Origin of the sequence: Flavobacterium sp. 2, assembly GCF_049949195.1 — a bacterium.
GTDB lineage: Bacteria > Bacteroidota > Bacteroidia > Flavobacteriales > Flavobacteriaceae > Flavobacterium.
In genome coordinates this window covers 4,232,931-4,248,157 of the sequence record NZ_CP188206.1, presented here as the reverse complement: position 1 = coordinate 4,248,157, position 15,227 = coordinate 4,232,931, and the positions used below count along the sequence as shown (strand labels likewise).

The following is a 15,227-nucleotide window of genomic DNA, read 5'->3' as shown; positions in this document are numbered from 1 at the left end:
CTTTATTCCTAAAAATAGCAAAAGCCTTTCTCATTAAATGTGAAAGGCTTTTATATTTTTAATAAATCCCGTTTAATCAATTAAAATCTAAATTTATAATTCTGCTTTCGAATTCCAATATATAGTTTCCCATTATTTATTAAGTGGGCCGTTACCACAATATATTTTTCTTCGGGATAATTTACATCATAACTAAAGGTCGTATCTTTTGTTTTAACCTGAAGCAGATGCTTTCCATCATCCGATATTGAAAGTTCTGCTGTTTGGTATGTCGGCATTTCATTTGTTGCTTTCAAGTTAATATCCTGAACTTTCTTTTTATCCAGAAATACTTCTAGTTTTAGATTGTCCAGTTTCATTTCGGTTGGCTGTTCAAACGATACGACATACTTTTTACAACCGAAAATGCATAAAACAATTAATAATATTAATACCTTTTTCATGAATGAATTTTTAAATAGATTGTTGGCAGAATCATTTTTTTTACTGCTTTATAAATATAAATAATTTTATTTAAATCAAGCTAAAAAGCAAATTTTACTGCCTCATTTATTAAACAAACAAATACGAAAAAAAACTTCCAAAAAAAGCAAAAAAATCATTATTTCGTTGATTTTATTAGGTTTAACGGTATTTTTTTCTTATCTTTATAGTATAAATAACAGTAAATATATGCCGAAAAACAAACTTTTTAAATGCCTAAATTACTCTTCAAAAAATTATTCTTTTTCCAGCTTTTTGCATTTTATTTCTCAAAATGCTTTTGATTTTCTTTTGGAAATTACCCTACCTAATCTTTTTTCTGCACAAAATATAAACATGCAGAAGACACTAATGCGACCGCTCCAATTGCAATCGTAATTACTTTTCTGGGATATATCTTCTGAACTATTTTTTTAGAAAATATGTCTTTTAAATTCAAAAAAAGATTTCCTTTTTTAGGAACTTCTTTAGAGCCTTCATTTTCATTTTTCACAAAACTCTTTAATTCTATGACTTCATTATCGATTTCAGCAGTTGCTTTAATTTTCTCTACATTTCCAGTCGTTTTAGCTTCTTCAATTCTACACTTTTCATTAAACCTTTTAAAAGGTCGCGGTTGAAAATCAACCATAATTGCCGCGAGATTTATTGCATCAATATTTGACGGATCTGTTTCTCCTTTAAAAAAGGTTTCAATGGGTCTAAACTTATCTTTTTGTTCTTTAAACTTATTCTTTTTTGTATGATCAAAATCTAAACACAATAAATTCCTAAACACATTCAAATCATCTTGGCTTGGGTTATTTTCGAAAATAAGCCAGCACAAATCGCGAAGTTTTCCTCGTGAAGGATTATACAAATAGTCAAAGTGTTCTCCTTCTTTTTCGAGTTCATATTTAATTTTAATCGCCTTTTTATATTCTTCTAATGTATTATTCATCTTGTCTTTTTTAAGAATCTCTTCGGACTTTTTATTTTCATTTTTAATCAAAACATTTTTATATGCCTTTATTTTTGACTTCTAAAATTCAAATCATTATCAGCACTTTCAAATTTTATTTTAATTCCACTTTTTTACTACTTTTTTTTACACTTCAACCAACTTTTGTGTGGCTTTTTGTCTCTATTAAAATAGAGCTATGTCTAAAATCAAATAAAATTTAATCAAAAAACAGGCATTGCATTTTTATTTTATTGGGAAATCATAGGAATCTCAGGAAAACGCAGGAATTCCGGGAATTCCTTATCTACAGTAGCCTAGAAGTGCCTTTCCTTTGCATAAGAAATTAGTTCAAGTTTTGTCTGCAGACTAAAACAAAAATATAAAACTAGTTCTAATTAACATTGTGGAAAACCGTAAGGCCGAGTTTATTCGGGAAGTTTAAATTACGTCTTACAGTTCTACACGATCAACTTCCCAAAATCAATTTGGTATTGTCAAAAATGAACTCTGGATAACTCCGGACAGCAATACCTATGTCTAATTTCTAAATTAAATCAAAATGAAAAAACTATTATTTTTTAGCACTTTTGTGTTATTGTTCACTATATTTTCTTGTACTCCAGATGAATTTGAAACTCAGCCAAAACAAGAAACAAAAAAAACTGTTAATCCAGTAAAAGATACTTATGCTGAGGATGGACCGGGTACCGGAACTCCTGGTGATGATGGTCCTGGTGATGGTGGTCCGATTAAACCACCACCAACTGATGAATAAATATATTTTGGTATCTAATTAATTACTATTTTCGGGGAAAGTAAATTTATATGTTACGGTCCCCGTTTTTTTATTTTATAATTCTTCTTTTTCTTTTTTCATGCAAAGAAAAAAAGACGGCAAATCCTAATACAGAATCTATTCGAAAAGAAGCGCTTAGCTTACGAAATAAAGGATACGAAAATATCCAAAAACAGAATTTCAACACTGCTTTTCACGAGTTTAATAAATCCAAAATACTTTTTGAAACTTTAAATGACAGTGCCAATATTGGGTATGCACTTATTCAATTAGCAACAATCCAACAAGTCAATGGTGATTACTATGGGAGTAAGGAGACTGCTACAGAAGCCTTAGCGTATTATACAGAACAGAATACATACACCTCTTCAATAAATCTTATCCTAGGTATTGCTGATAAAGAATTATCTCTTTACGACGACGCGATTTTTTACTACAAGGAATCCATAAAAGAGGAAACAGACCCTGTACTTAAACATGACCTTATGGGCAATATTGCTACTGTCTATATCTTCCAACAAAAATATGACAAAGCGATTACTCTTATGGAATCTATACTAAGTACTAAACTTTTTAATGAGAAATCTAACGCATCCAGTAAAGCGAGAATTCAAGATAACTTAGGTTATGCCTATTTTAAAAAAGGATTGGATGGAAAAGGATTTTATTTAATGAATAAAGCACTCCAGAAAAGAAATGAAATTAATGACACTTACAGAACTATTGAAAGTTATCTTCATCTAGCAGATTATTATTCCAAAAAAGAAATTCAAAAATCAGATGAAAGCGCGCTGAAAGCATATAATATTTCCACAAAACTGAACAGTGTTGATGAAAGATTAGAGGCTTTGCAAATTTTAATTTCAAATGATAACAGTACTCAAAAGCAAAAATATGTTCAAAAATATTTTACACTAAACGACAGTATAATTAAAGTTAGAAATAACTTTAAAAATAAATTCGCCAAAATTAAATACGATGCTAAAAAAGAAAAAGACGAAAATGAAAAACTTCGTTTAGAAAAAGCAGAAAACCAGTTAGCGCTTCAAAAAGAAAAATATTTTCGAATTGTATTAGTAATCATATTTGTTTTTTTAGTCATTTTAATAGCAATTTTAATCCGTTATTATAAAAATAAAAACAAGGCAACCGAATTTAGAGCTTCGTATGAAACCGAAACGAGAATTGCTAAAAAAATCCATGATGAGCTGGCAAACGATGTTTATAATGTGATTGCTTTTACCGAATCTCAACCTTTGTCTAAAGAAAACACAAAAGAGAATCTTCTTCAAAAATTAGATGATATTTATAGCCGTGTAAGAGGAATTTCTAAAGAAAATAATAAAATTGATACGGGTGCAAATTTTACCAGCAGCATTAAAGAATTGCTTTCGACTTATAATACCACTGAAAGAAATATCATATTTACTAATTTAGAAAATATAAATTGGGAAATTGTTGACGATATAAAAAAAGTCACCATAAGCCGAATTTTACAAGAGTTATTGGTAAATATGAAAAAACATAGCCAGGCAAATCTTGTTGTCGTAAAATTTGAAAGCGATCAAAACTCAATACTAATAAACTACACCGATAATGGTATTGGTTGCGAAAAAAATAAGATTGCAAAAAATGGTCTTCAAAACATGGAAAGCCGTATTCAGGCTGTTAAAGGAACTGTAGATTTTGAAACAGAACCAAGCAAAGGTTTTAGAGCTAAAATAGTTATTCCTAAATAAATATAAAAAAGGCTAACTTTTTACGGTTAGCCTTTAAAATTACTTGCTTATTTTTTTATAAAGCTTATACATAAAGCAAATTCCTGCTACAACTAGGACGACAATAAAGATTTGCCATAAAAGTAATCCAATCTGAAAATCATCAATTAGTTTATCCATATATCGTTAATTGTTATTTTTAGCTCTTAATTTAAAAAACTTAATCCCATAATAAATATTTCCAATTATTAAAAAAAGTAAGACAAAATAGTAATACTTAATAAATTGAAAGGAACCATTATAGTAAGCTAAATAATTGGAAAACATCCAATATTTTCCAATATGTAGAGTTAATAAGTTATAAAGAAACTTTCGTCTCCCTTGGTAATATAATCAAAGGAAAATATCTTATCATTTATTAAAGAAAAATACATTATCGGATTGTTTTTACTTAATAAAAGAAAAACATTGTCTGGTGTTTTAAAAACCACTTTAACACCTTTGTATGCATCGTATGACACAATAGAAAAATCTACCGGATTTATTAAAGAAGTTTTTTCCTTCCTGATTTTCTTCAAATGTTTACCTAGAATTTTTATTCTATCTTCAATACTATATTTTGTGTTATTAATAGGCTCAAAATACATATAGTTATCCGCAATAAATTTTGGAGTTTTCTTTTCAAAAAAAACAGCTTTTACAAAATGATTTATAACCATTTCATTGGTTTTGTTCTGACTTTCTGCAACAATTGTTTTTAACGAAAACATTACGACTAGTAAAATAAATTTATATTTTTTCATTTAACATCCTCCTTTCTTTTTTGGGGCATTCCCTTTAGTTGTACTTTTAATAGCTCCATTTGGAGTATTCATGTTTCTAATATCTTGACCTAAATCACCTGGATTTCTGCCTTTAAAATTTACAATAACTGCATTATAAGAACCTGTAGTTTTTGGCAAATTTAAGCCCCCTTTTTCAGCTGCTCCAATCCCAAAATCGCTACAATTATAATTATTCAAATCATAGGTTTTAGAATAATTATCAATGTAATTAATCACATTTACCAATTTAGCTGCATCAATTTCAACCGAAATACTTACATGATACAAAGTATTACTATTGTCATGTAATTCACTATTTTGAGAAGATATTAGGGATGCATTGGGACTGTCTGGATAAAATCCAACAACCCTTTGTATTGTTCCTTGCTGAATACCAATAAAAGTATGACCTACACTGTTTTCTCCCATTTTATCTCTTGTGTTTTCGTTTGGTTGTTGAACATAAACAGTTAATATAGCCGATTTAGTCTTATCAAAACATTTAGTTTCTTCTTTCGGGTCTATTTTCTGACCTTCTATGTTAATAACAACTGAAGTTACTTGTCCACTTCCTCCACTATTAGCACCTCCTCCGCCTGGCGAAGTATAACCTCCTGCATCACCGCCACCAATTACTGGGGAACGTGGTCCATAATATTCAACTGGACTTCCTTTACTTGGAGCACTTACAGGAACTTCTCTTAATGCCCCACCATTGAATGTTGTTTCGGTTCCTCCGTTGCTTTTGCCACCGCATCCACCATCACCAAAATCAGCATAAATACAAGGAGCTTCAATTGGAGCTTTCTTTGTTGAGTTTCTCTTAGCGTAATCTATAATTTCAACAACACCAGTTTCTATAATTTGATTGTCCTCAAATCTTGCTGCTCTGACAAAACCAGTCTTTAAATCCCAAACACTAATAAAACCTGTAAAATCACCACCATCTATAGAATGTTTTTTTTAGAGGAACATATTTATTAGTAACAATTTCATAAATTAACGCCTTGTAAACTTTCTCGCCTGTCTTGTAAATGTACAATCTTTGCTCCCAAAATTCCCTATTATCCTTTTTCTTTTCGACTATAGGTACAATCGTTGTTTCCGTTCCATCTTCTGAATTTGTGATTCTTGCTTCGTCCCATTTATAATGCAGACTATCTAACAAAAAATAATTCTCTCCTTCGGATTCATATTTGCTAAACCACTTTTGTGCTTCTTTTAATTTAGCGCTTGAATTTCCGTCTTGCTTTTCTACGTTTTCATCATTTGTACAACTAGCAGAAAGCATTGTAATACACAAGAAAAACGCAATTCTCTTTAAAATTTTAATTTTTTGGCTCATAATTTTATGTTTTGATAATTAATAAAAACCAAATTATGACTCTAAAAATCAAATACTTGATACTAAAAATTTAAAAGATATCAAAATCAGACATTTTTTAATATTTTAGATGTATTGAGATTAATTCGTTTTTTTTATACAAAGAGTAAAAAAAAACCTCCCAGAATTTTACTTCTGAGAGGCCTCTACTAATAACTAATTAAAATGGGCATTCTACTTCCAACCTCCGCCTAGGTCTCTGTAAACATGAACCGCAGCGTTAAGTTGTTCTTTTTTAGTATCAATCAATTCTAAATTTGCTTCTAATGCGTCACGTTGCGTCATTAAAACTTCAAAATAATCTACTCTTGCCGATTTAAATAAATCATTCGAAACGTCAATTGATTTGTTCAATGCGTCAACCTGTTGCGATTTCAAATCATAACCCTTTTGCAGATTATCAATTTTAGAAAGCTGATTAGATACTTCTAAATAAGCGTTTAAAATCGTTTTATCATAATTGTATAATGCCTGAAGTTGTCTTGCATTTGCGCTTGAAAATTCCGCTTTAATTGCATTTCTGTTAATCAACGGTGCAGCAAGATCTCCTGCTAATGAATATAATAGTGATTCCGGAAACGTAAACAAATAAGATGGCTTAAATGCCTGAACTCCAAAAGCTGCTGAAATATCAAGTGAAGGATAAAACTCAGCACGAGCTACTTTTACATCTAATTTAGCCGCAACCAATTCTAATTCTGCCTGTTTAACATCAGGACGATTCATCAACAATTGAGACGGGATTCCGGCACTTACTGAAGCTGGCAATAAAGTCAGGAATTTTGTATCAGTCCTTTTAATCTCTTGCGGATAACGTCCTAACAAGAAATTAATTTTATTCTCTGTTTCTTTGATTTGCTGTAAAATATCAAACTCCATGCTTTTTGAAGTCAATACTTCAGCCTCGAATTTTTTAACTCCAAGTTCTGTCGCTCTTGCAGCTTGTTTTTGGATTTTTACAATTTCCAAAGCATTACTTTGCAAAGTAATTGTTTGTTTTACAATATCCAGCTGGCTGTCTAAAGCTAATAACTCATAATAAGAATCAGCTATTTCAGCAATAAGATTTGTTACTACAAAGTTTTTACCTTCAACTGTAGCTAAATATCTGTTTACTGCCGCTTTTTTAGAATTACGAAGTTTTTTCCAGATATCAACTTCCCAGTTTGCATAAGCTGCAATTGTAAAATCTCCAAGCGGATCTGGAGTTTCAACACCAGGTTTGATTTCAGTAGTGGCATCACCAGCACCTTGGCTGGTATACCTTCCTACTTTTTCTACTCCAGCTCCGGCACGAACACCAACTTGCGGCAATAAAAGTCCTTTGCGAACTCTAATGTCATTCTTAGCAATTTCGATTTCCTGCAGCGTCATGTTTAACTCCTGATTGTTTTTCAGGGCCACATCAATCAAATCAACAAGGTTTTGATCCTTAAAGAACTCTTTCCACTTTACAGTTGAGGTATTGATTGTATCCTGAGTGGCAGTAGCACCAAATGATTGCGGAACCGGCGCACTAGCTGTTGCAGTGTCTGGCGCAGGAGCTTTACAGCCCACTACAGCTAGACACAAACCCAATGCGGCGCTATATTTATATATTTTTACTTTATTATACATGATTGTTGTCAATTTCTTCAGTTAATGGGTTTTCTTCTTCATGTTTAACCAATTTGTATTTCTCGGCAATTCTTCCAAAGATGTAGTACAATCCCGGAATTAAAAATACCCCACAAATGGTTCCTATAAGCATACCTCCAGCAGCCGCAGTACCAATAGTTCTGTTACCAATTTTACCTGGACCAGTTGCAAATGCAAGCGGAAGCAAACCAGCAATAAATGCAAACGAAGTCATCAAAATAGGACGGAACCTCGCTTTTGCTCCTTCCATAGCCGCATCAAGAACTGATTTTCCTGCAGCGTGTCGCTGAATCGCAAACTCTACAATCAGTACGGCATTTTTACCTAATAAACCAATAAGCATTACCATGGCAACCTGCGCATAGATATTGTTTTCTAATCCTGTAAATTTCAATAAAAGGAAAGCTCCAAAAATACCCGCTGGCAATGAAAGAATTACTGATAATGGTAAAATAAAACTTTCGTATTGCGCTGCTAATACCAAGTAAACAAATCCTAAACAGATTAAGAATACCCAAATTGCCTGATTTCCTTGAGCCACCTCATCGGCAGAAATACCTGCCCAGTCAATGTCATATCCTCTTGGCAATTTTTTCTCTGCAACTTCCTGAATCACTTTAATCGCTGTACCAGAGCTATAACCCGCAGCCGGAGAACCACTAATTTGTGTTGAGGTGTACATGTTATGACGTGTAATTTCTGAAAGTCCGTACACTTTTTCTAATCTCATAAAAGCAGAATAAGGCACCATTTCATCACGATCGTTTTTCACATACAATTTCAAGATATCATCTGGCTGCGCACGATATTCTGGCGAAGCCTGAACAATTACTTTATAGTTGATTCCGAATTTAATAAAACTGATTTCGTAGTTACTACCCACAAGAGTTGACAAAGTATTCATAGCATTTTCGATAGAAACACCTTTTTGTTGTGCCAAATCATTGTCGACTCTCATCATATATTGAGGGAAACTCGAGCTATAAAAACTGAAGACATTTGATAATTCTGGATGTTTGTTCAATTCGGCAACAAAATCATTGTTTACCGTCTCCATTCTTTTATAATCTCCAGAACCTGTTTTATCCAACAAACGAAGCTCAAATCCACCTGCAGCACCATATCCAGGTACAGCTGGCGGTTGGAAGAATTCGATATTTGCACCTGCAATATCTTTACATTTTTCTTCCATTTGATGCATAATCTCAACAACAGATTCTTTACGATCGCTCCAATCTTTAAGGTTGACCAAACAAGTTCCTGAGTTTGCTCCAGTACCTTCAGATAAAATTTCATATCCCGCTAATGAAGAAACCGATTTTACTCCATCTATTTCCTCAGCAATTTTTTGAACTCTTTCTGCAATATTATTGGTTCTTTCTAATGATGAACCCGGAGGCGTCTGAATAACAGCATAAAACATTCCCTGATCCTCATTCGGAATAAATCCTGAAGGAACAGTGCTACTAATTCCCCATGTTCCGATACAGAAACCAATTAAAGCAACAAACGTTATTACTCGTCTGTCAACAATTTTTGCTAATACATTTTGGTATCTGCCTTGCGCTAAATTGAATTTTTCGTTGAAAGCATCAATAAATCTGTTTACAGGAGTTTTCTTTTTAGCTTGTCCGTGATTGTTTTTCAACATCATCGCACAAAGTGCTGGTGTCAATGTTAATGCCACAACACCTGAAAGTATAATCGCAGTTGCCATTGTTACTGAGAACTGTCGGTAAAATACTCCAACGGGACCAGACATAAAAGCAACCGGAATAAATACCGCCGCCATAAGGAATGTAATCGCTACAATTGCTCCAGCAATTTCATGCATTGCTTTTTTCGTTGCCTTAAATGGCGACAAATGTTCTTCTTCCATCTTGGCGTGAACGGCCTCGATAACTACAATTGCATCATCGACCACGACCCCAATTGCCAATACTAAAGCAAATAATGTAATTAAGTTCAACGAAATATCGAAGAACGTCATGAACACAAAAGTTCCAACCAATGATACCGGAACCGCAATTGCCGGAATAACCGTAGATCGCCAGTCACCCAAGAAAAGAAATACTACTAAACCTACCAGAATAAAAGCTTCAACAAGCGTGTGAATTACTTTTTCGATCGAAGCATCAAGGAATTTAGAAACGTCATAAGAAATCTCATAATCCATTCCTTTAGGGAATTTTTGTTTGATTTTTTCCAATTTCGCTTTTACCTCTTCAATAACCTGATTCGCGTTACTTCCGAAAGATTGTTTCAATACAATTGCCGCTGAAGGTCTTCCATTCAAATTCGAATAAATATCATACATTGAGCTTCCAAATTCAACTTTTGCAACATCTTTCAATCTTAAAAGCTCTCCGTTTGAATTTGCTTTTACTACAATATTCTCATATTGTTCTTTTGTTGTAAAACGTCCTGAATACTTCAATACGTATTCAAATGCCTGAGAACGTTTACCAGAACTTTCTCCTGTTTTACCCGGAGAAGCCTCTAAACTCTGACTTGATAATGCTTCCATGATCTCATCAGCAGAAATTTTATAAGCTAACATACGATCTGGTTTCAACCAAATACGCATTGCATATTCACGTGTTCCTAAGATATCTCCAGAACCAATACCGTTTACCCTTTTTAATTCTGAAAGTACGTTGATATCAGCGTAGTTGTACAAGAATTTCATGTCGGTATTTTTGTCTGTACTGTAAAGGTTCACGTACATCAACATACTTGGTACCTCTCTTGTAATTTTGATACCTTCTCTAATTACTAAAGGCGGAAGTTTATTCGTTACCGAAGCCACACGGTTCTGCACGTTAATTGCAGCCTGATTAGGATCTGTACCTAAGTTAAAAACAACTTTAATTGTCGCTTCACCATCGTTACCAGCATCAGAAGCCATGTATTTCATTCCCGGTACACCATTTAAGGCTCTTTCCAACGGAATAACAACTGCCTTAATCATCAATTCACCGTTAGATCCTGGATAATCAGCGGTAATATTTACCATCGGAGGTGAAATCGTTGGGAACTGTGTAATTGGCAAATTCAATACCGACAGTACTCCCAAAAAGACAATAATCAGCGATATTACTATCGACAGAACAGGTCTTTGTATAAATTTATTAAACATTTTATATTTTTTTAATGATTAGACCAATAAACCTATTCTGCTTTTACGCGTAAATGTTTCATTACCTCTTGAGGTGCTTGGTATTCATATTTAATTTTGTCGTTTTCTTTTACTTTCTGAACGCCTTCAAGCAAAATTTTATCATTTTCAGAAAGTCCACTTTTTATAACATACAAATCAGGAATTTCTCCAGTAATTGTAATTTCTCTTGAAGTAACTTTATTGTTCTTATCAACAATAAAAACATATTTTTTGTCCTGAATTTCGTAAGTCGCTTTTTGCGGAATTACAATAGCATTTTTAAGAGGCAAATACATTTGAACTTGTCCAGTTTCGCCATTTCTAAGTAATTTTTCAGTGTTAGGGAATCTTGCTCTAAAAGCGATATTTCCTGTTTCATTATTAAACTCACTTTCAATAACTTCAACGTTTCCTTTATGTTTGAACGTTTCGCCGTTAGCCAAAACCAAGTTTACTTTAGTTTCTGCACGATCCTGAACATCAGTTTGATACTGAAGATATTCTGGCTCAGTAACATTGAAGTAAGCAAACATTTGACTGTTGTCTGAAAGGCTTGTTAATAATTCGCCTTCGTCAATAAGACTTCCTAATTTTAATGGAATACGGTCAATTGTTCCGTCAAATGGAGCTCTGATTTCTGTGAATGATAAATGAAGTTTTGCTAATGAAACCTCAGCTTTTGCTGATTGCAATTTAGCCTGAGCAACACTTAATTCGTTTTTAGAAACGATGTTTTTATCTGCTAAAAGCTTAGCATTTTGCAATTCAATTTCAGTTGATTTTTGTTCCGCTTGCGCTTTTAATAATTCTGCCTGATACATATTCGGCATAATTCTGAACAACAATTGGCCAGCTTTAACAAACTGTCCTTCATCAACATAAATGTTTTGTAAAAATCCTTTTTCCTGGGCACGGATTTCGATATTTCGGACAGATTTGATCTGCGAAACATATTGTTTAGTAAATGTAGTGTCGATTTTTACCGGATTTGTTACCGTAAAAGTTTCCACTTCTTCTTTTTCTTCTTTTTTAGTTGTACAACTAGTTAGGCACACAAAGGCAATTAAGCCTGTGAACAAAATAATTCTTTTCATGATTTAGTTTGGAAATTAAGCGATTGAATGCTTGGAATACAGTGATTCCTTTAGATGAAAAAATGCATCAGACACCAGTAACTCATAATCTCACTTTCAACAAGAAGAAGTAGAAAAAAAATATACATCAACAAGATTGTAGGATTACAGCTGAGGTAACCGATGTATATTGGTAAATCAAATTCTTAATACTCTCTGAGTAATATAAATAGGATTTGAATGCGCAAGAAAGGGCGCATAAATTTTAAAACGATTTGATTCATTTGTTGCAGATTGATCTGAAAAAGATAAATACCAGTTATCAAGTAAACTGTAATTAACTGCAAAAAATTTCGTTGTAAGTCCATCATTAACATCATCACTTCCAAGCAAATCTTCTTCCAAATCAATATCTGCTGCGTCTTCAATAACTGAAGTGCCTCTTTCCTGATTAGTGAATTTTACACGGTGCTTTTTTTCAAAGGTATGATGATGAGAAAATCCAAAAGTACTTGCATTAAGATTTTGGCCTCCGCCTAGCAGAAGCAAATTCATGAATACTAAAAATACTATTAACTTTCTCATTTGGGTGCGAAAGTAATAAAAGATTGCAATAAAAAAAATAAAATAAGAAAGTCTTAACATGTCGGTAATAAACGAAAACGTTTTCATTTTTTTTCGCTATTTATTCCATAATTAAACTGATGGTTTTATATTAAAATTTCAGTCAGCCAGAATTTGAAACTGATGATTTCTTATCAACTAAAAAAGGAACCATCAAAAAATAGTAAAACCATAAATATTTGACATTCTATATTTTATTCCTCAATTTGAGTCGAATTTTTTACAGCAAAATTTCCATTATGGTAAATTCCTGACCTTCTTTAGTAAAAATTTTATGTGAATCGGTCATTCCAAATTTTTCATAAAATGACTTTTTATTTGTACGAGCATTACACCAAATTTTAGCCATATTTTTCTCTTTAGCCAGCTTAAATATGTGTTTTAGCAATTCTGAAGCGATTCCTTTTCCTTGAAATTCTTCCAAGGTTGCAAGTTTTCTGAACTGCATTTCATCTTCAGAAAAAAAACAAGAAACAATAGAAACCAATTTTTCATCTTCAAAAGCTCCAAAATGAAATCCAAGTTCATCTTCTTTTAATTGAACAAATTCAAAAGGCTGATCTGGCCACATTACTTGATGACGAATTTGCCAAGTTTGTGAAGGCTCAATTGCTGCAATTTTCATTTTAAAAAATATTTAGTCTTTTGTCAAATTTACAGCATTTATTATTTTTTATTCTTCCAAACAGCACAAAACAACACAAGCCTCATTATCAAAAAGATAACTTAAAATAAATCAGAAAAATCATTCCATTTAAATTAAATATAAGTAAATTTATGGGATCAAAATAAATAAAACCGGTTATGAAAAAATTCTTTCTTGCGACATTATTATGTATTTGTGCGAATGGATTTGCACAGTTTATACAATTTGGCCCCCAATTTTCAACCAATATTACCTCTGTCATTACTGATGATTTCAGCTCAAAAAGCGCAGGAACTGATTATGGTTTCGCCGGTTTTGCCCGAGTAAATCTGGCTCTTTTTTATGCTCAGGGCGAATTTGGTTATTCGCAATCGAAATTTACTGTTTCACAAACAGGAATTGGGGAAACGGAGTATGAATTGGGCGGAACGGATGCCACCTTAATTGCTGGTTTAAAAATTGTTCCGTTAGGAAAACTAGGAAACGTTAGACTTTTTATTGGCTACAATTGGAAAAACTTCTCTGATATTAAGGCCAACAACAATCTAAATTATATTGCTTTTGAACGAAATAATAGCAGTTTCTTAGGCGGCGTTGGAGTTGATTTATGGCGATTCACCGTAGATTACAGATATCTTGCCGGATTAACCGATCTTGATCCTTCGGGAAGAAGCATTAAAACGGGAATTTCGAATTTTTCGGTCGGATTTAAATTCTTATAAAAACTTTAATTAGTAAGCATAAAAAAGGGAATCAAATTAGATTCCCTTTTATTATTTTATCTTGACAAAAAAAGCTTCTTCATTATCGCTGGTTATTTTTTCAACGCCAGTTTCTGTCTTTTTTCCAACATTAATAACACGCAACACATTTGCTTCTTTATTTAACAAACAGCTCCAGATTGTTCCGTCAGAAAGAATAATATCTGAAAATGCAGCGTCAGATGCGTCTTTGTTATAATATTTTAAATCTTCCGTTTTAATCATTTTTTTGATTTGCGTTTTTTTATCTATTTCATAAAACAAAATCTTTTCTTTGCTTATTTCAACCATTTCCTCGATTTCATTTTTTTCGATATTGCCAGTTTGTACCCAAGTAGGCTTGTCCCCTGTCATTTTCCAAGTACCAACAATGTAACTTAAAGCTTCATCTCGCAAAATAGTCTTTAAAGCATCTACCTTTTTTATAGACTCTTTCCCTAATTCATTTTCTGGTTTAAGTTTAGATGCAATAGAAAATAAATCTAATGCATTTTTGAAATCTGCTTTTTTATAATAGGAAACAGCCAGATCGTATTTATTTTTCTGAAACTTGATTTTAGCATCTGTTTGCGCTATATTTTTTATTGAAAAGAGTATAAAAACAAAAATAAAATAATTTCTCATTGGTTTTGGGTTTGTTTTTTAAAGTTTTCGCAAACTTAGTTAATTAATCATTCAAACAATTACGGTTTTCCACAATAATCAACATAAAAAAAACTGCTTCATCTCTGAAGCAGTTTTATATGAATAATTTAAAAATGAAATAAAAATTTATTCCTGATTTGAAAATGAATTTAGAATTTCCATCGCTTTTTCCGTATCATTTTTACTAACAAAAATATGATCGTGATAAAATGCGGCAACTACATTACAGCTTATATTGTGATCTGTTAGCGCTCTGGAAAAAGCGGCAGTCAAACCGACAGCTTCTAGTGAAGAATGCACAGTGAGTGTAATCCAAGACATTATAACCGAATAATCCAGATTTAATTTTGATGCAATTTCTTTTTTCAAAATCAGCGTTATGGCTTCTTCTTCTCTAAAAATCATATCAATTTCATTTAAATCCAATCCTTCTAGTTTTTCTACTTTACAAAAAACATAGTCACCCAATTTATGTTTGGGTTTCATTGTTTTAAGCAACTTTTGAAGGTCTTTTTCTCCAGACATTTCTTCT

At 32.4% G+C, this 15,227-nt stretch carries 15 protein-coding genes; 3 read left to right on the top strand and 12 right to left on the bottom strand.

The features are described from left to right. Positions 1-80: 80 nt before the first annotated feature. Positions 81-443: a hypothetical protein gene (locus ACNFIH_RS18655; protein ID WP_426484270.1), complete on the bottom strand. Its 363-nt coding sequence runs from the start codon at positions 441-443 to the stop codon at positions 81-83. 347 nt (positions 444-790) lie between these two features. Next, positions 791-1,423 (bottom strand): hypothetical protein, encoded by a 633-nt coding sequence (locus ACNFIH_RS18650; protein WP_426484269.1) that lies wholly within the window; start codon positions 1,421-1,423, stop codon positions 791-793. Positions 1,424-1,985: 562 nt separating this feature from the next. Between ACNFIH_RS18650 and ACNFIH_RS18645 the strand changes: the two genes are divergently transcribed. Together ACNFIH_RS18645 and ACNFIH_RS18640 are read left to right on the top strand one after the other, a co-directional pair. Continuing rightward, positions 1,986-2,201 carry a hypothetical protein gene (locus ACNFIH_RS18645; RefSeq protein ID WP_426484268.1) on the top strand — a complete coding sequence of 72 codons (216 nt, stop codon included), beginning with the start codon at positions 1,986-1,988 and terminating at the stop codon, positions 2,199-2,201. A 50-nt stretch (positions 2,202-2,251) separates the two neighbouring features. Further along, the gene (locus tag ACNFIH_RS18640; protein ID WP_426484267.1) at positions 2,252-3,961 is read left to right on the top strand and encodes a tetratricopeptide repeat-containing sensor histidine kinase; all 1,710 of its coding nucleotides are present in this window, start codon (positions 2,252-2,254) and stop codon (positions 3,959-3,961) included. Positions 3,962-4,290: 329 nt separating this feature from the next. On the opposite strand, the gene ACNFIH_RS18635 is transcribed toward ACNFIH_RS18640, so the two are convergent. From ACNFIH_RS18635 to ACNFIH_RS18600, 8 genes are all read right to left on the bottom strand, one after another. Next, the gene (locus ACNFIH_RS18635; protein ID WP_426484266.1) at positions 4,291-4,743 is read right to left on the bottom strand and encodes a hypothetical protein; all 453 of its coding nucleotides are present in this window, start codon (positions 4,741-4,743) and stop codon (positions 4,291-4,293) included. Then, the gene (locus ACNFIH_RS18630; protein WP_426484265.1) at positions 4,744-5,193 is read right to left on the bottom strand and encodes a hypothetical protein; all 450 of its coding nucleotides are present in this window, start codon (positions 5,191-5,193) and stop codon (positions 4,744-4,746) included. Positions 5,194-5,701: 508 nt separating this feature from the next. Then, complete coding sequence (locus ACNFIH_RS18625) at positions 5,702-6,109, bottom strand: hypothetical protein (protein ID WP_426484264.1); 408 nt, start codon at positions 6,107-6,109, stop codon at positions 5,702-5,704. Positions 6,110-6,322: 213 nt separating this feature from the next. Beyond that, positions 6,323-7,765 carry a TolC family protein gene (locus ACNFIH_RS18620; RefSeq protein ID WP_426484263.1) on the bottom strand — a complete coding sequence of 481 codons (1,443 nt, stop codon included), beginning with the start codon at positions 7,763-7,765 and terminating at the stop codon, positions 6,323-6,325. After that, a complete protein-coding gene (locus tag ACNFIH_RS18615; protein WP_426484262.1) occupies positions 7,758-10,925 on the bottom strand; it encodes an efflux RND transporter permease subunit in 3,168 nt (1,055 codons plus the stop codon). The genes ACNFIH_RS18620 and ACNFIH_RS18615 overlap by 8 nt, the downstream gene beginning before the upstream one ends. A 32-nt stretch (positions 10,926-10,957) precedes the next feature. Further along, positions 10,958-12,040, bottom strand: a complete 1,083-nt coding sequence (locus ACNFIH_RS18610) for an efflux RND transporter periplasmic adaptor subunit (RefSeq protein WP_426484261.1) — start codon at positions 12,038-12,040, stop codon at positions 10,958-10,960. A gap of 177 nt (positions 12,041-12,217) precedes the next feature. Continuing rightward, a complete protein-coding gene (locus ACNFIH_RS18605) occupies positions 12,218-12,604 on the bottom strand; it encodes a hypothetical protein (RefSeq protein WP_426484260.1) in 387 nt (128 codons plus the stop codon). A 259-nt stretch (positions 12,605-12,863) separates the two neighbouring features. Next, on the bottom strand, positions 12,864-13,268 hold the full coding sequence (locus ACNFIH_RS18600; RefSeq protein WP_426484259.1) for a GNAT family N-acetyltransferase: 405 nt from the start codon (positions 13,266-13,268) through the stop codon (positions 12,864-12,866). Between the two features lie 179 nt (positions 13,269-13,447). Between ACNFIH_RS18600 and ACNFIH_RS18595 the strand changes: the two genes are divergently transcribed. Next, on the top strand, positions 13,448-14,011 hold the full coding sequence (locus tag ACNFIH_RS18595; protein WP_426484258.1) for a hypothetical protein: 564 nt from the start codon (positions 13,448-13,450) through the stop codon (positions 14,009-14,011). A 51-nt stretch (positions 14,012-14,062) separates the two neighbouring features. On the opposite strand, the gene ACNFIH_RS18590 is transcribed toward ACNFIH_RS18595, so the two are convergent. Beyond that, positions 14,063-14,674 carry a hypothetical protein gene (locus ACNFIH_RS18590; RefSeq protein WP_426484257.1) on the bottom strand — a complete coding sequence of 204 codons (612 nt, stop codon included), beginning with the start codon at positions 14,672-14,674 and terminating at the stop codon, positions 14,063-14,065. A 147-nt stretch (positions 14,675-14,821) separates the two neighbouring features. Further along, the gene (locus tag ACNFIH_RS18585) at positions 14,822-15,220 is read right to left on the bottom strand and encodes an ACT domain-containing protein (protein WP_426484256.1); all 399 of its coding nucleotides are present in this window, start codon (positions 15,218-15,220) and stop codon (positions 14,822-14,824) included. Positions 15,221-15,227: the final 7 nt, after the last annotated feature.